Origin of the sequence: Cloacibacillus evryensis DSM 19522, from assembly GCF_000585335.1 — a bacterium.
In the GTDB taxonomy this organism is placed as follows: Bacteria; Synergistota; Synergistia; order Synergistales; family Synergistaceae; genus Cloacibacillus; species Cloacibacillus evryensis.
In genome coordinates, this window is record NZ_KK073872.1 from 2,214,825 (window position 1) to 2,238,558 (window position 23,734).

The window sequence follows — 23,734 nt, forward strand, 5'->3', positions numbered from 1 at the left end:
CCGCATCCCCCCTCCTTTTATTTATTTTTAAGCATACAACATTTATGGAAATATCACTAATTAGTGGTATTTCTTGAAACAAAATCAGTAAAAGCCGTTAAGCTTTTTTTATCGCAGTTTCTTCAGTATAGAGACGACCTGTTCTTTCTCCGCGGTCGTCAGTTTTGAAAAAGCCTCGGCAAGGTTGGACATATGTTTTGCAAAGGTAGCGTCCATCAGTTCCTTGCCCCTCTGAGTTATCCCAATGAGATAAGAGCGCCTGTCGTGTGGATTATCGCGGCGGTAAACCAGTTCCATTTGCTCAAGGTTCCTTACCACCACCGTGATGTTGCCGCTGCTTGAGAGTACTTTGTCGATTATCTGCTGTATCGTCTGCTCTCCTCTATTATAGAGAAGCTCTAGTACCGTAAACTGCGGCAGAGTCAGCCCCTTCTCGCGGAACAACTCATTCGATCTCCTATGCGCGTTGCGATAGGTCCTTCCAAGAGCGATGATGAGTTTGCCGTTTAACCTGTCCTTGGCGTTCATCCCAAACCCCTCATCTCTATTTAATTTTCAGTGGATTGACTTATCTTTTGTTAGCAGTAGAATAACACTAGTTAGTGATATTGTCAACATAATTTTCAGATTACTTGGACTAAATTAAATATAATTTACAGGTTTTCAAGTTTATTTTTTAAAGATCTTATTCGCGAAGGAATGAACGCAGATGCTAAAGAAAATAGTTTTCTTTTACGGGCCTAAATATAACTTCAGACGCCGCCTGCCAAGGAACAAGCCGCTGACCACGATCAGCGAGCTGGCGATATACAGCGATAAGAAGATGAGGGAACATACCTTTAAGATACAGGGCAAACGCGGCGGCGACGCCGCGGAAAAACAGGAAGAACGCCTCTCCGTCCCCTGCCTTGTGGCTTATTCGGAGCAGTACGCCTCCATCAGCGAGAGCGCGCTGCATTCTTTTTTGAGCTTCATAGACCAGTTCGAGGTGGAGTCGCTATACCTGCAGAACCCGCCGGCACACCTTGCGGCGCAGTTCAGAAATATGCACAGCCGCGTGAAGGTCATAAAGCACGAATACAAAACTTTGAACTTTGAGAGCCTCAAAAGGATAGACCGCGAATATCAGCTGGCAATCATCGGCCAGGAAGAGGTAAAACGGAGGCTCCTCACCGCGCTATACCCGCTGGCGGCAAAAAAGCTCTCAAAACCGCTCGTTCTGCTCTTTTACGGCCCCACGGGAGTCGGCAAGTCGGAGACCGCGAAATATATAAGCGGGGTGGTCGGACAAAAACTTTTCCGCCGGCAGTTCTCGATGTTTCACAGCAACGAGTTCGCCCCCTACCTCTTCGGCGGCCGCCACACGGGCGACTCTCTCGCGAAGGACCTGATGGAGCGGGAATCCTCCGTCATCCTCTTCGACGAGTTCGACAAGCCGAACCCGCTCTTCCACAGCGCCTTTTATCAGCTGTTCGACGAAGGGATATACGAGGACAGGAACTACCGCGCCGAAGTGAAGAACGCCGTCATCATCTGCACCTCGAACTACGCCTCAGCGGAGGAGGCGAGAGAACGGCTCGGAGCTCCGCTCTTTGCGCGCTTTGACGCCGTGATCGAATTTCGCCCGCTTTCGGATGAGGCCCTTGGCGTCATCCTGGCAAAGAGCTGCCGTGAGGAGGCGGAGCTGCTTACGGCGGAGGAAAGGGAGATAATATCCGAGGAGGAGCTTTGCGCATCCCTCCGGCCGCATGTCGCCGCCGGCGGCGACGGGGTGCGCGGCGTCAAGAGGCTGGTGCGCGAAAAGATATCAGAGGCGCTTCTGGACAGGGCGCTCCGCGGCTGACCGGCGCCCCCGGCAGACTGCGTTTACTTAAAGACGGAATCTATCAGCCTTACGTCGTCAAATACGGGAAATTCGCGGCGCGTCTGGCGCACGGTCTCTGAAAATACTTCCCCTTTGACCGTGCCCTCTTCAGGAATGGCCTCCGTGACCATCTCTCCCCAGGGGTCGATGATGCCGCTCTCCCCCACCATCGACAGATGCCTGTAAGGACCGATCAGGTTGCATGACAGAAGGTAAGCGGAATTCTCCATCGCGCGCACCCTGTTGAGCATCTTGAAGGCCGTGGCGCGCGGGTAAGGCCAGGCGGCCGGCACGATAAACATCTCGGCTCCCATGCCGAACGTCATCATGCGGAACAGCTCGGGGAACCTTATATCATAGCAGACGGCGAGGCCGAGTTTGCCGAACTCTGTATCCGCCACCGCCGGCTTCGTTCCGTGCGTGAAAAAATCAGCCTCGCGCCCGTAACATGAGAACAGATGTATCTTGCGGTATTCCGCGACGTCGGTGCCCTTTCTGTCGAAGAGGATGCTGGTGTTGAACATCTTATCCCCCTCTTTATGGACGAAGCTGCCGCAGTGGATGAAGGCCCCGAGCTCCCTTGCCTTGTCAGAAAGGCGGCTCATCAGCGGCCCCTCCTTATCCTCCGCGAAGTTCCGGATCGTCCGGTAGCTGAGTATCCCGATATGCCACAACTCGGGAAGCACGATCATATCGGAGCCGCGGCAGCCGTCGATCAGCCCGAATACGCGTTCGATAAGCTCCTCATGGGGCTCCCCCTCTTTTATTTCCAGCTGGATAAGCGATGCTTTCATCTGTGTCCCCTGTTCAAATTATATTTTCCGCTTATCCTATAATGTTTTTTCGTTCGGCGCAACATATTTTTGAGACACAGGCAGCCCGCTTCAAAATTTAACGCTGTTGTTGATCATACCGGAAGACCCGCGCCCTCTCGTCGCCCTTGAGTATTCTGTAGGCTCCGTGCGCAAGCGACTCCATCTCATTTTCTCCGGGATAGAGCATCACCGGCGCGATAAAGCCTACCCGGCGTTTGATCTCCTCCGTAAGCATCTTCGAATGCGCGAGGCCGCCGGTGAGGATGACCGCGTCGGCCCTGCCGCAGACCGAGGCCGCAAGGTTCGCGATAAACTTCGCGATCTGCAGCGCCATCGCCTCGTAGACCAGCCTCGCCTTTTCGTCGCCTTCCTCTATCATCCTTTCGACGCGGCGCGCGTCGCTCGTGCCGAGGTATCCGAAGAGCCCGCTGTCGCCGCGCATGACGCGCAGCTTGTCGCGCATATCGGTCTTATTTTTCATCACCAGATATTTTATCAGTTGGATCACCTGTTGGCCGCCGGCGCGCTCCGGAGAGAATGGCCCCTCGTCGTCGCCGACGACGTCGGCGACGCGTCCCTTCTTATGCAGCGACATCGAGATGCCGCCGCCGAGATGCGCGACGATGAAGGTGCAGTCGCCGTAGGCTTTGCCCATGTCGGCGGCGGCGCGGTGAGCCGTGGCGCGCATATTGAGACAGTGAGTGACGGAAACGCGCGGCATATCGGGGATGCCGCTGATACGCGCGATCGGCTCCAGCTCGTCGGTCGAAATGCCGTCATATATATAGGCGTGAGGGATACCGTATTTTTGCCGCAGCTCAAAGGCGATGCAGGCGGCGACGTTCGAGGCGTGCTCCTCCGCGCAAACGTTGAGCAGATAGTCTACCATCACGTCGTTGATCTCATATCCTCCGGCGTGTATCGGCGGCAGGATGCCGCCGCGCGCGACGATGGCGTCGAAACGCCCGTACTCCTCCGCAGACTCTTTCATAAAATCGTCGGCCAATTCCTGACGCATCGGCAGTTGGTCCGACATGTAGGGGTATTTTTCAAGAAATTCTTTTGTATGTTCAAATTCCTTCTGGGTAACTTTTTTATCGTCAAAGTATACCGCCATCTTTGTAGATGTCGAACCCGTATTGAGCACCATGATCTTATATGCCACCGCGTTTCGCCTCCTGAAACATCATTTTCAGACTAATCTTATCTATTACATTTTATCACCTTTTTAACGAATACCACCATATAAATTAAGTCATATATCATTTTCTACCGATCATAGATACGCTTATAACATATCATTGATAATTAAAAGAATTTTTTCAAGACATCGCCAATAAAACCATTAGCCTCAAATTATAAACAAAGTATCATTCAGTGTCCCAGCGCATGGCGCATGGCCGCGGGCCGCCGCGCAAAGCCGGTAAAATAGCTGCATTTTATATGTAAAATAGTACGGCGTCTTTCTTTTACCGTTAGTTTTTACGTTATTTAAGTTATTTGCGCCCGATTTCCACATTAACCTCGCGCAGGAGCCTTATCTTTCTCGCGGTTTTTCCATAATTTGATTATTTCTATTGACAACAAGGTCCTTTTTATTTATTATACTTTCGAGCTGCAGTCAATGCAGAACGCCCACATAGCGGAGTTTCCGCCGTGTGGGCATTTATTTTGACGGCAGAACGCCCACTTCGCGGAGTCACCGCGATATGGGCGTTTTTTATTTTTAGGAAACGGGTGAAGAGAAAATGAGAAAAATTCTTATGTTTGCGTTGATGTGCTTGTTCATTCCGGCCGCCTCGGCGGCGGACGACGGCGGGGCGGTCACGATGGGGCAGACGATACGGCGCGCGCTGGAAAGCTATCCCGAGGTACAGGGGAAACTGCACGCCTTCGGAGCGTCGCGCCACGACCTCGAAGGTTCTTACTCAGGCTACCGGCCGAAACTTGACGTTTACGCCGGCGTGGGCCGCTACAACCTCGACGGAGACGGATACAGGTATACGCTCAACAATATGTACAATCACGACTATGACGGATTCTCCGCCGTCGCGACACAACCTGTATACGACGGCAACCTCACGAACAGCTCCGTGAAACGCTACAAATACGCTAAGAACATGCGCTACTTCGACCTGCTCTCCACAATGGAACAGGTCAGCTACACCGCCTTTCGTTCGCATCAGGACGTCGTCCGCTACCGTGAACTCACGGCGCTTGCGAAAGAGAACCTCGCCCGGCACGAAGAGGTGCTGGAAAAGGTCAGGAAACGCACGCAGGCCGGCGTGGACAGTTCGGTGAACTACGACACGGCGTACGGACGCGTCGCTCTCGCGAAGGTCAACCTCATAACGGAGGAGAGCAACCTCCACGACGCAGAGACACAGTATATGCGCATCGTCGGCGTCGCGCCGTCCGCGGAGCTCGAGGACCACATGATCGAGATAGCCCTGCCGGCGCTGCCGCAGGAGAGTCGCAAAGCGGCGCTCGCGGGAAACTATCAGCTCATCTCTTACGCTGAAAACGCGGAATCCATGCGTCACGTCGTCGGAGAGCAGGCCTCGCGTATGCGTCCGAAGGTAGACGTGCGCGCGGGGACCTACCTCAACCATGATGAGGACGGCACGGAAGGGCGCAAGGATAAAGCCTTCATCGAGCTGGTGCTCCACTGGAACCTCTACAACGGCGGGCTCGACAAAGAGAATATCAAAAAGGCTGTCGAACAGTACAAGGAATCCGAGGAGCTTTACAACAAACTCGAACGTGACGTCGTGCAGTCTGTGCTGATCGCCTATAACGACATCAAAAACATCGAAGCGCAGATGCCGAACCTCGAGGCGCACATGAAGGCGGCGGACGTGACGCGCGCCGCCTACACCAAACAGTTCGAGGCGGGACGCCGCAGCCTCTTCGACCTGCTCGACTCGGAAAATGAATACTTCCAGGCGAAGATGAGCTACGCGAACGCCCAATATAACCTCAAAAACATGAAGGCGGAATACCTCGCGGCCACGGGAACGCTGCTGAGCCACTTTTCGATAGAGGTCCCCGCCATACCCTCGCTCTCCGAGGCGAAGATAGACATGGACAAGGTCGTAGCGGAGCTGGCCAAGAGACAGAACGATGAGGCAAGATAACGTTTCGGAACACTCATCCCAGGAGAACCTCAGGGAAATCGCCGCGCCGGCAGGGGCCGCAAGCCTCTCCGGCGGGCCGCTCGCGGCCTCCCTCACGCTGATCGCGGCGCTCCACGGACGCCGCGTATCCCGCGACTCCCTGCTTTCCGGGCTGCCGATGGAAAACGGGATACTCTCCCCGGCACTTTTTTCGCGCGCCGCCAAACGGGCGGGACTCGCAAGCAAGATAATAAAGAGCCCGCTGGAGCGTATAAACGGCCTGCTCTGTCCCGCGGTCCTGATACTTTCCGGCAGCCGCGCCTGCGTTCTCACCGCGCTCGACGCCGCGGCGGAAAAGGCCTCGGTCATCTTCCCGGGCGAGATGGACGAAGGCACGGCGGAGCTCTCCTTCGAGACGCTGCGCGATATCTATACCGGATACGTGATATACCTAAAACCGCAGTTCAAGTTTGACGACCGGGCGGCGGCTCCCAAAGAACGCCGCGGGCACTGGTTCTGGGAAACTCTCGGAGCCGAAAGGAAGATATACAGGGACGTCGTCATCGCCTCCCTGCTCAGCAACATCTTCGCCTTCGCCATGCCGCTTTTTGTGATGAACGTCTACAACAGGGTAGTGCCGAACAACGCCGTCGAGACCCTCTGGGTGATGGCGATCGGCGTCTTTATTATGATAACGGCCGACTTCGCGCTGCATATGGCGCGCGGTTATCTAACAGACCTCGCCGCCTCGCGCACGAACACGCGCCTCTCCGCGGACATGATGGAACAGGTGCTCGGCATGCGCAGCGAGGCGCGTCCCGCCTCCGTCGGCTCGATGGTCAACAGCATCCAGGGCTTCGACAGCGTGCGCAGTTTCATTTCCTCGGCGACGGTATTCGCTTATGTCGACCTGCCATTCTCCATCTTTTTTATCATCGTCATCGCGGTCATCGCCTGGCCGCTAGCGGTGCCTATCCTCATCGGGGGGATACTCGTGCTCGCCGAGGCGGTCATGGTGCAGAGGCAGATGCGCGAGCTTTCAGAGACGACCAACCGCGCGAGCTCGCTGAAAAACGCGACGATGGTCGAAAGCCTCGTCGCGATAGAATCCGTCAAAACGCAGAATCTTGAAAGCACCGTACAGAACCGCTGGGAAAAGACCGTCGCCCATCTCGAGGCGGCAAACGTCAAAATGCGCCTGCTCTCATCGGCGGTCGTCAGCTGGACCCAGTGGGTCAACGTCACGATCTCGATCGCGACGATGGTGATCGGCGTCTACCTCATCCGCGCCAACGCGATAAGCATGGGCTCGCTGATCGCCGCCTACATGCTCTCCTCGCGCGCGATGATGCCCATCAGCCGCGTCGCGGGGCTCCTCATGCAGTACTATTCCACCTCACGTTCACTCTCCGCGCTCGACGATATCATGAACAAAGAGACTGAACATGGGGACAGCGCGACATTTCTCAGCCGTCCGGACATCGCCGGCGGGATAGAATTCAAAGACCTCTGCTTCTCATACCCGGAACAGGAGCGCCGGGCGCTCTCCGCGCTGAATTTCACAGTCAGGCCGGGAGAGAAGGTCGCCGTCGTCGGCCCCATCGGCTCCGGCAAGAGCACCGTCTTCAAGCTTATCCTCAAGCTCTTCCGCCCGACAGAGGGGGCGATCTTCATAGACGGCACCGACAGCCGCCAGATTGACCCCGCGGAGCTGCGCCGCGCCGTCGGCGTCGTGCCGCAGGAGGTGATGCTCTTCTACGGGACGCTGCGCGACAACCTCGTAATGGGCAATCCATACATCACCGACCAGGCGCTGCTTCAGGCGGTGCAGATCAGCGGCGTCGACGTCATCGTGCGGAACCACCCGAAGGGCTTCGACATGCAGGTCGGCGAGCGCGGCGCCAACCTCTCCAGCGGACAGCGGCAGGCGGTGGCTATCGCCCGCGCCGTCCTGAAAAATCCCTCGCTGCTGCTGCTCGACGAGCCGACCTCGGCGATGGACTCCGCGAGCGAAGAACGTGTGCGCCACAACCTCAAAATATTCGCGAAAGACAGGACGCTGCTCCTCGTCACCCACCGCACCGCGCTGCTCGACCTCGCCGAGAGGATCATCGTCCTCGACGGCGGCAGGATCGCGGCGGACGGCCCCAAAGACAAAATACTCGCGGCCCTCAAAGAGGGCTCGATCGGGAGGGCGTACTGACATGATAGAGCCCATGAATAAAGATAGCTTTGAAAAGACGGGAAAAGTCATCGCAAGGCTGGAAAATTTCGGCGGCGGCGTCACTCGCCGCGTCTTTGACCTATTAATTAAAGAAAACACGCGGCGCGCCGGAGATTGGGCCGGCGACGCCGCCTGGGCCGAAACGGAGGAGAGGCCGCTCAAGGCCAAGGCCGTCATCTATATCGTGCTCGCCGCCTTCCTCACGCTGCTGCTCTGGATGGCCGCCGCGCGGGTGGACGAAGTTGTCACCGGCAGCGGCAAGGCCATCCCCACCTCCGGGACCCAGATGGTCCAGGCGATCGACGGCGGCATGGTCGATGAGATACTCGTCAAAGAATCCCAGGCCGTCAGCAAAGACGCCGTTCTTGTGAAGATAAACCAGACACGTTTCTCCTCCTCGCTCGGCGAACGCAGCGCCCAATTGACGGCGCTATCCGCGAAGGCCGCGCGCCTCGAGGCGCAGACACAGGGCAAGCCCTTCGCCGTCCCCGCGGAGGCCGCGGACTCGATGCAGAACATCATCGAACACGAACGCCGGCTCTACCAGACGAGCCTCGAAGAGATGCGCTCCGCCGTCAAAGTGGCGCGCGACCAGGCATTCCAGCGCCGCCAGGAGCTTGTCGAGGCCAACGCGCGCCTCTCCCAGCTTACGGGAGCCTGCGAACTGGCGGAAAACGAACTTAAAGCGACGAAACAGCTTCTGTCGTCGGGAGCCGTCTCCGAACTCGAAGTGATCCGCCTCGAAAAAGAATCGGCGCGCGCAAAGGCAGACCGCGACCAGGCGAGGGCCCAGATAACACGCACCAGAGGCGCGATACAGGAGGCCGAAGGACAGATAAAGGAGACCGAACTGCGCTACCTGAACAGTTGGCGCAACGAGCTCACCGCGACGCTGCGCGAGCTCGAAAGCCTCGAAGAGGGAAACAAAGCGCTCATCGACCGCGTCTCACAGGCAGAGATAAGGGCCCCTATCAGCGGCACGATAAAGCGGCTCTTCGTAAATTCCAAGGGCTCCGTCATCATGCCAGGCGGCGCGGTGGCCGAGATCGTCTCTGACCGGGACGCGCTCGTCGTAGAGGCGCGCCTCGCGCCGAACGACAGGGCCTTCGTCCGCCCGGGCCTGCCGGTCGTCGTGAAAGTCACCGCCTATGAATACGCGGTCTACGGCGGCCTTGAGGGGACCGTGGAACACATCGGCCCGGATACGATCACCGACGAAAAAGGCAGCACCTACTACACCGTCCGCATCAGGACGAAAGAGACGGACTTCGGCCCCGACCGCCCCATACTTCCGGGAATGGTGGCGCAGGTCGACATTATGACGGGAAAACGCACCATACTAGCCTACCTTTTACGGCCGCTCTTCCGCGCCAAAGAAAAGGCATTCAGAGAACATTAGACAGGGGGAGACCGACATGGCAAAACAGATCGTGACAAAGGCGGAGGGAGAAGCATACCGGATAGAGGCCGACGGAAGCAAAATAAAGCTTCGCGTCGGAGACCTCATAGACGACGGCGCGCGGATAATCACCGAAACGGGAGCATCCGTGCGCTTCGAGGACGAAAAAGGCGTCCCGCTGGAAATCGGTGAAAACACCGGGACGATACTCTTCAGCGACGCCGGGCCCGAGCTGAGCGGCACGCTCCTGGCGGCCGCCCCGCAGGATGCGCCCGCCAAAGAAACAGACGCCCCGACGCCCGATGACGCCGGAGCGCAAAATCCCCTGCCCTCCGACAGCGAGGGAGAGGACGACAGCGAAGCGCACTCCTTCGTCGAACTGCCGCGCATAAAATATGGCAGCGACATAAATCTGCAGTACGCGCGCGACGTGAACGTCACCGACCAGATAGAAGGCCGCGCCTCGCTGAATCCCAGAATAAAATATTCATACAACCTCTCGATCGACCAGGAGATACAATCCTATAAAGACACCCGCTTCCCCTTCGACGGAGGCGCCAAGCCTTTCGAACCTGAACGTCCCACAGCCGGCGACCCGCCCGCGCCCGAGACCGACGGCACGAAAGCCGTCACCGCCGAAGATACGGGGATAACAGTCGATCCGCTGGAAAATTTCGTCACCCCCGCCGGAGTGGAACTCACCGTTACGGGGGCCGCGGCACAGCACGGCACAGTGGAAATACTGCCGGACGGCACCCTCAAATACACACCCGCCCCGGACTGGTTCGGCACGGACGTCGTTAACTGCACCTCGACGGACCAATCCGGCAGAACATACAATTCCACCGTCGAAGTGACGGTGACCCCCGTCATCGACACGAGAGACGACGACGCCGGCACAGTCAGGGAAAATTCCGCCATCGACACCGACGTGACGGCAAACGACCTCTTCGCCGACCATGAAGGAGCGAAAGTCGTGAGCGTGACCGACGGCAAATACGGGACGGTGACGATAAACGAAGACGGCACGGTAAAATACACGCCCGCCATCGACTTTTTAGCCGCAGGCGAAACCATCACCGACCAATACACCTACACAGTCCAGACAGCGGCCGGAAACCTTGAAAGCGCGACCGTCACGGTAACCATCACCGGCACAAACGACGCCCCCGTCGTCACCGCGATCACCGGTACGGCGACGGAGGACACAACACTCACAGCCTCCGGCGACATCATCGCCGACCACGTGACCGACGCCGACAAAACTGATACGCACGCCATCGTCAAAGTAGACGGTGACACTTCAAAAGTCGGAACCTCCGTATCCGGCATATACGGCAGTATCACGGTCAACGCCGACGGCACATACACATACACTTTGAACAACGGCACGAACGGCGACGGCGGGAACAACGTTCAGAAACTCGCCGAGGGCGAACACTACGACGAGGTCTTCTCCGTCACCGTCAGCGACGGACACGGAGGCGAAACGACGCAGAACATCACCATCACCGTACACGGCACAAACGACGCGCCGACGGCGGCGCACAACGCCGGCTCCGTCGTCGAAGATACCCGAGTCAGCGTAACGGACACAGACGGCGTAAACACGGACGGCAACATCCTCGCCAACGACGACGACATCGACAACGGAGCTTCACTCTCAGTCTCACAGGTCGGGGGAAGCGCGGCGAACGTCGGAACCTCCGTTGACGGCACATACGGCAAAGTGACGATAAACGCCGACGGTACCTACAAATACGACCTAAACAACACAGACCCGAACGTACAGGCGCTCCGCGTCGGACAGACTGTCACGGACACATTCGACGTCGTCGTCACCGACGAACACGGCGCGGCGGTGACGGAGACGCTGACGATAACCATTACCGGCACAAACGACGCTCCGAAGATATCCGTTGGGACAGGCGACAGCGACAGCGCCGCGCTCGCTGAGACGAACTCCTCCCTCACGGAGTCCGGCACTCTCACGCTCACCGACATCGACGTAAAAGACGCCGTCTCCACCGTCAAAGTCGACTCCATCGTAAAGGGCGGCACATACGCCGGCACTCTGCCGACAGACGGCGTACTCAAAGATATGCTTTCGATATCGAACGGCGCTCTCACGGACAGCGAGACAGGCGGCAAGATAAACTGGAACTTCAACTCGGGAAGCGAACACTTTGACTTCCTCGCGGCGGGAGAAACTCTGACCCTCACATACACCGTGAAGTCGACCGACGATTCCGGCACGGCGAACGACAACGACACACACGAGATAACGGTAACCATCACCGGCACGAACGACGTCCCCGTCGTCACCGCGATCACCGGTACGGCGACGGAGGACACAACACTCACAGCCTCCGGCGACATCATCGCCGACCACGTGACCGACGCCGACAAAACTGATACGCACGCCATCGTCAAAGTAGACGGTGACACTTCAAAAGTCGGAACCTCCGTATCCGGCACATACGGCAGTATCACGGTCAACGCCGACGGCACATACACATACACTTTGAACAACGGCACGAACGGCGACGGCGGAAGCAGCGTTCAGAAACTTGCCGAGGGCGAACACTACGACGAGGTCTTCTCCGTCACCGTCAGCGACGGACACGGCGGCGAAACGACGCAGAACATCACCATCACCGTACACGGCACAAACGACGCACCGACGGCAAAGGACAACGCCGGCTCCGTCGTCGAGGATGACAGGACGTCGACGACGGAAGGCCACACGACCTCCGACGGCAATATCCTCGCCAACGACGACGACATAGACAACGGCCACACCCTAACAATAGCGGAAGTCGAAGGCAGCGCGGCCAACGTCGGCAAAGCGACGAACGGCGAATACGGAACCGTCACGATAAGCGAAAACGGAACGTATAAATACGACCTTGCGAACGACGACCCCCGCGTCCAGGCCCTCGCCGAGGGAGAAACGCTCACGGATACGTTCCGCATAACCACAACCGACGAACACGGAGCGACAGTAAACGAAACGCTGACAATAACGATAACGGGTACGAACGACGCGCCTGAAATCTCCGTGATAACAGGTTCGGTAACGGAAGACGTCACGCTCACATCGTCCGGCAACATCATCACGGAACACGTGACGGACCTTGACGCGACGGATACGCACACGATAATCAAAGTCGACGGAGCCGAAAGCAAGGTAGGACAGGAAATAACGGGAACCTACGGCACAATCGTAATAAACACGGACGGCAGCTACACATACACGCTGAACAACGACGCCGACAGCGTGCAGTCGCTCGGAGAGGGAGAGAGCCACGACGAAATATTCAGCGTCACGGTAAGCGACGGCCACGGCGGAGAGGCGACGCAGAATATAACGATAACGGTCAATGGCACAAACGACGCGCCGACGGCGGCGCACAACGCCGGCTCCGTCGTCGAAGATACCCGAGTCAGCGTAACGGACACAGACGGCGTAAACACGGACGGCAACATCCTCGCCAACGACGACGACATAGACAACGGCCACACCCTAACAATAGCGGAAGTCGAAGGCAGCGCGGCGAACGTCGGAACCTCCGTTGACGGCACATACGGCAAAGTGACTATAAACGCCGACGGTACATATACCTATGAACTTAATAACGGCGCCGATAACGTACAGGCGCTCCGCGTCGGCCAGACTGTCACGGACACATTCGACGTCGTCGTCACCGACGAACACGGCGCGGCGGCGACGGAGACGCTGACGATAACCATTACCGGCACAAACGACGCTCCGAAGATTTCTTTGACTGGAACGGATCATGACAGCGCCGCGCTCACGGAGACTAACGCCTCTCTCACGGAGTCCGGCACGCTCACACTCACCGACATCGACGTAAAAGACACCGTCTCCACCGTCAAAGTCGACTCCATCGTAAAGGGCGGCACATACGCCGGCACTCTGCCGACAGACGGCGTACTCAAAGATATGCTTTCGATATCGAACGGCGCTCTCACGGACAGCGAGACAGGCGGCAAGATAAACTGGAACTTCAACTCGGGAAGCGAACACTTTGACTTCCTCGCGGCGGGAGAAACTCTGACCCTCACATACACCGTGAAGTCGACCGACGATTCCGGCACGGCGAACGACAACGACACACACGAGATAACGGTAACCATCACCGGCACGAACGACGTCCCCGTCGTCACCGCGATCACCGGTACGGCGACGGAGGACACAACACTCACAGCCTCCGGCGACACCATCGCCGACCACGTGACCGACGCCGACAAAACTGATACGCACGCCATCGTCAAAGTAGACGGTGACACTTCAAAAGTCGGAACCTCCGTATCCGGCACATACGGCAGTATCACGGTCAACGCCGACGGCACATACACATACACTTTGAACAACGGCACGAACGGCGACGGCGGAAGCAGCGTTCAGAAACTTGCCGAGGGCGAACACTACGACGAGGTCTTCTCCGTCACCGTCAGCGACGGACACGGCGGCGAAACGATGCAGAACATCACCATCACCGTACACGGCACAAACGACGCGCCGACGGCAAAGGACAACGCCGGCTCCGTCGTCGAGGACGAGAGGACGTCGACAACGGAAAGCCACACGACCTCCGACGGCAATATCCTCGCCAACGACAACGACATAGACAACGGAGCTTCACTCTCAGTCTCACAGGTCGGGGGAAGCGCGGCGAACGTCGGAACCTCCGTTGACGGCACATACGGCAAAGTGACGATAAACGCCGACGGTACATATACCTATGAACTTAACAACGACGCCGATAACGTGCAGGCGCTCCGCGTCGGACAGACTGTCACGGACACATTCGACGTCGTCGTCACCGACGAACACGACGCGGCGGTGACAGAGACGCTGACGATAACCATTACCGGCACAAATGACGCTCCGAAAATTTCTTTGACTGGAACGGATCGTGACAACGCCTCGCTCACGGAGACTAACGCCTCCCTCACGGAGTCCGGCACTCTCACGCTCACCGACATCGACGTAAAAGACGCCGTATCCACCGTCAAAGTCGACTCCATCGTAAAGGGCGGCACATACGGCGGCGCTCTGCCGACAGACAGCGTACTCAAAGATATGCTCACGATATCGAACGGCGCTCTTACGGACAGCGAGACAGGCGGCAAGATAAACTGGAACTTCAACTCGGGAAGCGAACACTTCGACTTCCTCGCGGCGGGAGAGACTCTGACACTCACATACACCGTGAAGTCGACCGACAATTCCGGCACGGCGAACGACAACGACACACACGGGATAACGATAACCATCACCGGCACGAACGACGCCCCCGTCGTCACCGCGATCACCGGTACGGCGACGGAGGACACAACACTCACAGCCTCCGGCGACATCATCGCCGACCACGTGACCGACGCCGACAAAACTGATACGCACGCCATCGTCAAAGTAGACGGTGAGAGTTCAAAAGTCGGAACCTCCGTCGACGGCACATACGGCAGTATTACGGTCAACGCCGACGGCACATACACATACACTTTGAACAACGGCACGAACGGCGACGGCGGGAACAACGTTCAGAAACTCGCCAAGGGCGAACACTACGACGAGGTCTTCTCCGTCACCGTCAGCGACGGACACGGCGGCGAAACGATGCAGAACATCACCATCACCGTACACGGCACAAACGACGCGCCGACGGCAAAGGACAACGCCGGCTCCGTCGTCGAGGACGAGAGGACGTCGACAACGGAAAGCCACACGACCTCCGACGGCAATATCCTCGCCAACGACAACGACATAGACAACGGAGCTTCACTCTCAGTCTCACAGGTCGGGGGAAGCGCGGCGAACGTCGGAACCTCCGTTGACGGCACATACGGCAAAGTGACGATAAACGCCGACGGTACCTACAAATACGACCTAAACAACACAGACCCGAACGTACAGGCGCTCCGCGTCGGCCAGACTGTCACTGACACATTCGACGTCGTCATCACCGACGAACACGGCGCGGCGGCGACAGAGACGCTGACGATAACCATTACCGGCACAAACGACGCTCCGAAAATTTCTTTGACGGGAACGGATCATGACAGCGCCGCGCTCACGGAGACGAACGCCTCCCTCACTGAGTCCGGCACGCTCACACTGAGCGACATCGACGTAAAAGACGCCGTCTCCACCGTCAAAGTCGACTCCATCGTAAAGGGCGGCACATACGGCGGCACTCTGCCAACAGACGGCGTACTCAAAGATATGCTTTCGATATCGGACGGCTCTCTTACGGACAGCGAGACGGGCGGCAAGATAAACTGGAACTTCAACTCGGGAAGCGCACACTTCGACTTCCTCGCGGCGGGAGAGACTCTGACACTCACATACACCGTGAAGTCGACCGACAATTCCGGCACAGCGAACGACAACGACATACACGAGATAACCATCACCATCACCGGCACGAACGACGCGCCCGTGATTACCGGGACTTCCTCCGGCGCGGTAACGGAAACAGACGCTGATCACCTGACAGACAACGGCACGCTCACTCTCACCGACGCCGACTTCACCGACACCGTCACCGTCAGCGTGGACAAGGTCGAAGGCTACACGGCATTGGCCGGCAAGGGCGCGCCCACACTCGAAGAAGTCAAAAACATGCTCACCGTCGCCAAGGCCGGCGAGATTACATACGGGTCCAGTGCCGAGGTCGTCGCCTCCGGCGAAACCGGCGCGGCGGACAATCTGCTGTGGAAATTCGACACGGGGGACGCGACCTTCGACTACCTCAAAAAGGGCGAGACCGTCACGCTGAAATACACGCTGACCGCGGAAGATTCCAGCGGCGCGAAGGCGACGCAAGTCGTCACCGTCACCGTCACCGGCACAAACGACACGCCGGTGCTCACTGTGAATCCCGGGGACGGCGACTCGGCCTCAGCCCCCGGCCTGACAGAATCGGCGGCGGCGCTGACCGCCACGGGTAATATCAGCGTATCCGACGAGGATATAAAGGATACTATCTCAGAGAATATCATCGATTCCGTAAAAACAGAGGGAAGCACCGCCGGATTAACGCTCAGCGAAGCACAGCTCAGGGCGCTGCTGACGCTCAATACGACGGGGCTCACGGATGCGAACGACAGCGGCAAGCTGGAATGGAAATTCGACAATACGGGCAATACCCACGCCTTCGACTATCTCAAAGAGGGCGAAACGCTGACAATAACCTACGACGTGAAGGTAAAGGACTCATCAGGGCAGGGAGCGGCCTCCGGCGCGAACGAAGCGGATACGTCAAATATCGTACCGATAACCATTACTATCACCGGCACCAACAGCGCGCCGGCGCTGGCTGACGATACGAATTCCGTGACGGAGGACAACGGCCTGCTTAATGGGACGATACCGCCTGTTGAAACCGCCTCCGCGAGCGTCATCACCGCCGCCGACACCGACGCCGATTACAACGGCAAGGATGCCTGGCTGATCACCTCCGCGAAAGAGACGTCGGCAGCCGGAAGTACGGCTGTCGCTGCCGGCGGAACAGCCGCCGACGTCGCCGGCAAATACGGCACGCTGCACATAAAGGCGGACGGGAGCTACACCTACACGCTTAGCAACAGTTCCGATCAGATACAGCAGCTCGGCCACGACGGCAGCCTCGCGGATGAGTTCTCCGTCACCGTGACAGACGGCAGCCTTACGGCGACGCAGACGCTGACGATAAACATCGGCGGCACAAACGACAAGCCGACGATTGGCGTAGCCGCCGGGACCGGCGACAGCGCCGCGGCGGATGTGATCGAGGGGAACATCGACCCCTCTGTTGACAAAGCGGAGGCGACCGGCACGCTCACCTTCTCCGATATTGACCTCGGCGATACTGTCACGGTGACGAAACTGGCTTTGAGCGACGCTGACTTTACCATAAGCGGCCCGCAGGACGGCCTTATCTCGACGCGAGCGGAGCTTTACGATATGCTCACGCTGACCGACACGACCTTCACCACCGCCGGCGGAACTAATTCGCACCAGCTCACATGGACCTTTGAGAGCGGAGACGAACGATTCAATTATCTCAAAGCGGACGAAACGCTGACGCTCACTTACAAGGTACAGGCGAAGGACGATTCCGGAATAACCGCGAACGACACAAGCAAAACGCAGAACATCGTCATCACGATAAAGGGCAGCGATTCGGCGACTGGCAGCAACCCGTCGCCCGACACGGGAACTGTGGCGGAGGACAAGACTCTCACCGTGAGCGGGCATCACGGCACGTCCGGGGCGAACCAGAACCTGCTCTACAACGACGACTCCGACGGCGCTATCGCCTCCTTCAAAGTGAAAGGAGACGATACGCAATATGGCGTCGGCAAAGATGTCGATGTAAAGATCGGCGACAACACGATCGGCACGATAAACATAAAGGCCAACGGCGACTACACATTCACGCCGGTGAAGAATTACAGCGGCCCCGTTCCGCAGATAACCTACACGACGAGCGACGGAAAAACCTCGACGCTGGACATCACCGTCACCCCCGTCGCCGACAAGCCGACATGGGAGACCCCGGCCCCGTCGACGGACGGCACGGAGGACGCGAAGATCGCGATGAACCTAAAGCTGCCGACGATCACGGACGCCAAGGACCTCAACGGCGCCGGCACCGGCGACCATCCAGAGCGGCTCGGGTACATCACGCTGGAAAATATCGGCAAAGCCACTGTTTATTATAATGGAGATAATGGAGATACCGCACTCACCGCCATAGGCGGCAAGATAACGATAGCCATCGTCAACGACGAGGGCGCTCTGGACACGAACCTGCACTACACCGGCCTCGACATCAGCGGTACCAACATCGTGAAACTCACGCAGGCGCAATTCGAGGCGCTCACGATACAGCAGGAGGCAGATAGCGGGAAAAACATCACCGGCCTCAAGCTCAGCGTCACAAGCTACGAGACAAACGACAGCGGTGTACCGATCTCAGGCCTCGACGGAGCAACGGGCACAAAGACATTCAACGTCAACGTCCTCGCCGTGACGGACGCGACGCCTGACGTAAAACTCGGGGGCTCCAACAGCACGCCAACCGAAAGTGATTTGACAACCGCAATAACCGACGGCCACATCACCATAACCGATACTCAGGGCACAGCAACGGGAACCATCTCCGCGAAAACAGAGGGCGGCAGCGGCGCGATCGTCATTGAGGAAGACTGCACGATGAAAATAGACGCGGACTATCTCAAAGCGTCGGTGTCCTCAACCGATACCGACGGCAGCGAAAAGTATGTCGTTACCGTATCTGGGCTTGCGGCGGGAAGCGTGGTCAACGGCGTCACCGCGGGAGCGGACGGTACGGTGACGCTCACGGCGGAAACATCCGTCAAAAGCGGCTCTATCGACATTTTCACGAGCGGCCTCACGATCACGCCGCCGGAAAACTTCAGCGGCAAGATGGACGGAGTCACGATCAAGGTCGAGACCTACGATACCGACGGCGATTCCAGCGGCACTATAGCCCACAACACCGCCGAGATGACACTGCCTGTGCTGGTGGTCACGCCGGTCGTCGACGGCGTCGACACCCTTGCGGTGAAGCAGGCGGTCGGCAACGAGGACGAACCGATAGCTCTGCATATAAAACCGAGCTGCAGCGACGGCTCGGAGACCTTCAACGTAAAGATAGAAAAGATACCGGATGACGCGAAGATAACTTACGACGGTACCGAATACACGGCGGCAGGCGGCAGCGTCACGATAAACGGCTTTGACAGCACGAAACCCCTCACCGTCACGCCGCCGCTCGACAGCAACGCCGACTTCAAGCTGACGGTCACGGCGCAGACGGTAGAGAGCGACGGCTCACAGTCAGCGTGGTCCACCGAGGTGGATCTCGCCGTCACCGTACACAGCGTCGCCGACCCCGTCTATGTCCTGAATACGGCACTCAAACCGCTCACTTACACTGAAACGCAGGCCGAGGCTAACGGAATCAAGCTGGGAAAGCTGATCGTGAAGACCGATGATAACGCCGACGGCTCCGAACAGGTAACGCTCACGGTGACCAACCTCGCTCCCGAGTTTACCCTTGCCGGAAGCGCGGTGGAATTCAAGGGCGGCGAAGGCACGAAACGCACATGGCTCGTGACTATGGATAAAGGCGGCAGCCTTGAAAATACCGACGCCTATATAAAGACGCCGGCGAATTTCAGCGGAAAAATAGAATTCAGCGCGCAGGCGACGAACACCGACTCTACGCAGGACGGCACGCCTGACTCCAGCACCAGGACCTCCGCGAAGACAGACGTCGCCATCACAGTCACGCCGACGCCCGAGGCGACGGTCAACCTCTCCGGCGCGGCGAATGAGGACGAGCTCCAGCAGCTCTCCTTCGCCATCAAACACCAGAACGGCGACACGGACGAAACGCTGAACGCGATCTACATCAAAGCTTCGGAGGTCGACGCGGGACACGGCAAGAATTTCAGCGTTCTCTACAGCGAAGACGACGGGAAGACGACGATGACGCTGCAAGAGGCGCTAGACGCAGGCAAGATCACGAAAGACGGCGGTTTCTATAAGATAACATCCGCCGACGGCAAAGACGTCGATACGATCTTCGTCAAAGGAAACGCGGAATATTCGGGCACGGGAAATGCACTCACCGTCAAATACGCCGTGACCGACGAGGCATACACCGGCGAGGGCACGCACACGACCTCCACCCCCGTGACGACGGTATCGGGCGATACAAACTACGGCATTACCTTCAAACCGGTGACAGACCCGACGACTATGAAGGCCGTCGATACCGGTGACATAACTGTCGACGGCAGCGCGATCACGCTGAGCGGCACGACGGTGACGGTGGGCGCAGGCAGCGCGAACAGCTTCTCCGTCAATGTGACGGTCAACGCGCCGGCGGACGTCGACGGCAGCGAACATTTCATCAAGCTGATCGTCGACGGCGTGCCCGACGGCGTCTCCGTAAACGGCGCGACCTACCTCGGAGACAGCCGCGCCGACGTGGGAACGGGACGCTGGCTGCTGACGGTCGACGCCGGCAAGTTCTTTGACAGCTCGCACGGCAGCTTCACGACGAAGCTCGACTTCACCGTCGACCGCGGCAACCCCAATATATGGGGCCTTCACGGGGAGGATGCCGTCAAGGTAACAGTGACGGCGGTCTCACAGGACGAGAAGGGAAGCATGAAGGGCGACGAGGAGGAAAGCTCCACCGGCGCCGAGTTCGGCATCAAAATCGATTTTGACGGAACAGACCCAGCTCATGCCGACATTCCCGCCCCCGGGATAAACATAACCAAAGGGGCAGGCACGGAGGAAGATTCGGGAGAATGCACCCTCGGGAACTTCATCAAAGCGGAATATCAGATCGACACTGACAAGTCACAGGGGCAAACCGAATACCGCTTCTCCTTCGAGATAAACGGCCTGCCCGAGGATACCGTAGTCAGCGGCGACGCGGTGGGCGGCAGCGTGACGATAAAGGAGGGCGGCGGCGTGACGGTCAGCGGCTTCGGCAACCAGGCGGCGATGCAGTCCGTCCTTGACAATATCAAGGTGACGCTGCCGCCAAACTATAATAACAACAGCGACAGCAACACCGCAGACGGGATGAATCTCGACGTCACATGGAAGACAGACGGCTGGGATCTGAACGGCGGCGACGCGCCGGCCCCCGCGACAGGCACGATCAACGTGACCCCGAACGTGACGCCCATAACCGACCCGATGGAGATAAAGATTGAACCGGCGTCGGGTACGATAAACGAAAATCAGCCCGGCGAGGCGGGAACATTCAGCTTCACCGTCAGCGTCGGCGCGGGCAATGACGGCGGTTACGGAAATGTCCTCAACGAAGGCAAGCTCTTCCTGAAGCTCGACGGCGCGGGGGAAAGCGGCGCCATAACATACGGCGACAAAACATATCCGCTGACCGATGTTGCCGACGGAGAGTACAGCGGAATAACGGCGGGAAAATACTACGTCATCGACGGCGTCAGCACCGGCAACGAGCTGACGCTGGCCTATCGGCCCGCCGATTATTATTCCGGGAATATAAAGGTCACCGCAACGATCGTATCGCAGGAAACGGGAGCCGCAAACGTAATCGCCGCCTCCGGAAACTCGGAGCTGACGGTTAATCCGGTAAACTCCGCATACGACTTTACCGTCGCCACTACCGCGGCCAACGAAAACGGTACGGCGAACCTGACGATCTCGCCGTCGGGAGGCCATGACGCCGACGGCTCGGAGAAGATACACTCGGTCGTCCTCTCCGGCGTCGACGCGGCGCACAGCGACGACTTCATCGTCAAATACACCGTCGACGGAGCGGAAAAAACGGCGGCGAAGGTCGCGGCCGGTACGGACGCAGAGGGAAATCAGCTCTATGAGTGGGTGCTCTCCACCGACAGCGCGGGAAACCTGCCGATCGGTATCAAGATAACCGGCCTCAACCATTACAGCGGCACGCAGAACCTCACGATGACGGTCGTCACCGGTGAAACGGCGCTGGGAACAGGCAAAGAAAACAGCTACGGCTTCTCGCTCACCTTCCATCCGACGGCGGACGGCTTCTCCGATTTCACGCCGACGCTGACCTTCGGCAAGGCCGGGGAATACATCGACCTAAACCTCAACGCGATGGTCAACGATACCTCGGACACGGGCAGCGAAACGGCGACGGTGACGCTTAAAGGCCTCGGCGACGGCGCGTCGTTCTTCATAGAAGACGGAGGCAAGTACAACTCTGTCACAACCGCCTATGATGCCGCAAATAAGACATACACCCTCTCCGGCATCGCTCTGGACGAGATAAACGATATAAAGATCCTCAGCCCCAACGTGGGCAAGACAAACGTCACGGTGGACGCCTGGACGGTGGAGCCAGACGCGCAGAGCGGCTATGGGCAATCGAAGCCTATCTCGGAGGATACTGGGCATTTCGGCAATAAGTTCGATATCACCGTCTCGGCGTCCGCGCCGACAAGCGGTGAGGACAGACTGATCTACGGCGGCGCGGCGGGAACATACGACGGCGGGGCCGGCACGGATACGCTCTATCTGGCGAACTTCCGGGAGACGGCAAACAGCGCGAAGAATGATATCGACTTCGAAGCGGCCGCAACCATCAAAAATATCGAAATAATAGATATGAGCGACGGCGCGCACTCTCTGACCAAAGTCACGGCGGAGGCGGTGAAGAATATGACCGACGCCAACAACAAACTGCTGATAAAGGGCGGCGATGACGATACGATCGCGCTCTCCGACGGCTGGGTGAAGGGCGAGGATACACTTGAGGGCTGGCGCACCTATACGAACGGCGGAGCGACGATAAACGTCGACGGCGGCGTGAACGTCATGATAAACGGGATCGCCTCGATGAGCCTGATGATGGCGATGGCCTTCGCGCCGCTCGCGGCGGCCGCCGAACCGGCGATCATGCCCGACAGCCTCGCCGGCTATGACTTCTCCTCCGACTTCGGCGCGGCGGCAGCCTCGGGTTCGCCCGCCTTTTCGCTCACGGCGGAGGGGATGATCGACTTCTCATCGCTCACGCATTCCTCCTTCGGCACGCTCGATATGGAGAACGCCTCGGCGCAGTCGCTTTACCACGTGGACCCATACGGCGTCTACGGCGTCACGGACGGTTCGCATGAGCTGACGGTGACCGGCACGGAGCTTGACAGCGTCTCGCTCGCGGATTCCGCGGAGGCGGCCTGGGGCGCGCCGGAGCTCTCCGCCGACGGCTCGCATTACTCCTACACGGCAACGGGCGATTTCGACCACGACGCGGCGACGCCGGACGAGACGGTGACGCTCAACGTCTCGCGCGCCATCTACGACGACACGCTCGCCTACGACGCGCACGCGATGAACGACGGCGGCCTCGGCGACGACACGCTGACATTCGGCCATGAGGATTCCACTGTGGATTTCAGCGGCGGCGCGGCCTCGCATATCGCGAATATCGAGCGTTTCGACCTTGGAGAGGGCGATCATTCGCTGGAGAATATCACGGCGAAGGACGTTTTCAATATGACGGACGCGCGCGGCACGCTGACGATAAACGGCGACAACGCCGACCATGTGACACTCTCCGACGTGCTGGACGACGCCACGGACGGCATGTGGGAGTCCAGCCCCTTCCAGAGCGTGGAGAGCGGCGTAAGCTACAGCGTCTACACCGGCAGTTTTGAGGGGCATATGGTGACGCTGAAGATAGAGGACGAAATAATCCAGCAGTTGACGACGCACACGAAAGGCTGATAAACAAAAAA

The 23,734-nt window shown here is 58.3% G+C and carries 8 protein-coding genes; 5 read left to right on the forward strand and 3 right to left on the reverse strand.

Annotation, left to right across the window (positions count from 1 at the left end):
* Positions 1–108: 108 nt before the first annotated feature.
* A complete protein-coding gene (locus CLOEV_RS09865) occupies positions 109–528 on the reverse strand; it encodes a MarR family winged helix-turn-helix transcriptional regulator (RefSeq protein WP_008712578.1) in 420 nt (139 codons plus the stop codon).
* Positions 529–709: 181 nt separating this feature from the next.
* Between CLOEV_RS09865 and CLOEV_RS09870 the strand changes: the two genes are divergently transcribed.
* A complete protein-coding gene (locus CLOEV_RS09870; protein WP_034443450.1) occupies positions 710–1,843 on the forward strand; it encodes an AAA family ATPase in 1,134 nt (377 codons plus the stop codon).
* Positions 1,844–1,866: 23 nt separating this feature from the next.
* Here the strand turns inward: CLOEV_RS09870 and CLOEV_RS09875 are convergent, their stop codons facing one another.
* Both CLOEV_RS09875 and buk read right to left on the reverse strand, forming a co-directional pair.
* Complete coding sequence (locus CLOEV_RS09875; RefSeq protein WP_034443452.1) at positions 1,867–2,658, reverse strand: nitrilase-related carbon-nitrogen hydrolase; 792 nt, start codon at positions 2,656–2,658, stop codon at positions 1,867–1,869.
* 97 nt (positions 2,659–2,755) lie between these two features.
* Positions 2,756–3,844, reverse strand: a complete 1,089-nt coding sequence (gene buk / locus CLOEV_RS09880) for a butyrate kinase (RefSeq protein ID WP_084482303.1) — start codon at positions 3,842–3,844, stop codon at positions 2,756–2,758.
* A gap of 583 nt (positions 3,845–4,427) precedes the next feature.
* On the opposite strand from buk, the gene CLOEV_RS09885 reads away from it, so the two are divergent.
* Genes CLOEV_RS09885 through CLOEV_RS16840 form a run of 4 tightly spaced genes read left to right on the forward strand, consistent with a single transcriptional unit; the run spans position 4,428 to position 23,723 of the window.
* Positions 4,428–5,816, forward strand: coding sequence for a TolC family protein (locus CLOEV_RS09885; RefSeq protein ID WP_084482304.1), 1,389 nt, complete (start codon positions 4,428–4,430; stop codon positions 5,814–5,816).
* On the forward strand, positions 5,803–7,998 hold the full coding sequence (locus CLOEV_RS09890; RefSeq protein WP_034443456.1) for a type I secretion system permease/ATPase: 2,196 nt from the start codon (positions 5,803–5,805) through the stop codon (positions 7,996–7,998). The genes CLOEV_RS09885 and CLOEV_RS09890 overlap by 14 nt, the downstream gene beginning before the upstream one ends.
* 1 nt (position 7,999) lies before the next feature.
* Positions 8,000–9,418, forward strand: coding sequence for an HlyD family type I secretion periplasmic adaptor subunit (locus CLOEV_RS09895; RefSeq protein ID WP_034443458.1), 1,419 nt, complete (start codon positions 8,000–8,002; stop codon positions 9,416–9,418).
* A 16-nt stretch (positions 9,419–9,434) separates the two neighbouring features.
* A complete protein-coding gene (locus CLOEV_RS16840; RefSeq protein WP_034443460.1) occupies positions 9,435–23,723 on the forward strand; it encodes a VCBS domain-containing protein in 14,289 nt (4,762 codons plus the stop codon).
* Positions 23,724–23,734: the final 11 nt, after the last annotated feature.

What these genes read in the sequence shown, in the direction of transcription:
- CLOEV_RS09890 (WP_034443456.1), top strand. Translation starts at nt 5,803, where the DNA reads ATGAGGCAAGATAACGTTTCGGAACACTCATCCCAGGAGAACCTCAGG.
- CLOEV_RS09885 (WP_084482304.1), top strand. Translation starts at nt 4,428, where the DNA reads ATGAGAAAAATTCTTATGTTTGCGTTGATGTGCTTGTTCATTCCGGCC.
- CLOEV_RS09870 (WP_034443450.1), top strand. Translation starts at nt 710, where the DNA reads ATGCTAAAGAAAATAGTTTTCTTTTACGGGCCTAAATATAACTTCAGA.
- CLOEV_RS09865 (WP_008712578.1), bottom strand. Translation starts at nt 528, where the DNA reads ATGAACGCCAAGGACAGGTTAAACGGCAAACTCATCATCGCTCTTGGA.
- CLOEV_RS16840 (WP_034443460.1), top strand. Translation starts at nt 9,435, where the DNA reads ATGGCAAAACAGATCGTGACAAAGGCGGAGGGAGAAGCATACCGGATA.
- CLOEV_RS09895 (WP_034443458.1), top strand. Translation starts at nt 8,000, where the DNA reads ATGATAGAGCCCATGAATAAAGATAGCTTTGAAAAGACGGGAAAAGTC.
- CLOEV_RS09875 (WP_034443452.1), bottom strand. Translation starts at nt 2,658, where the DNA reads ATGAAAGCATCGCTTATCCAGCTGGAAATAAAAGAGGGGGAGCCCCAT.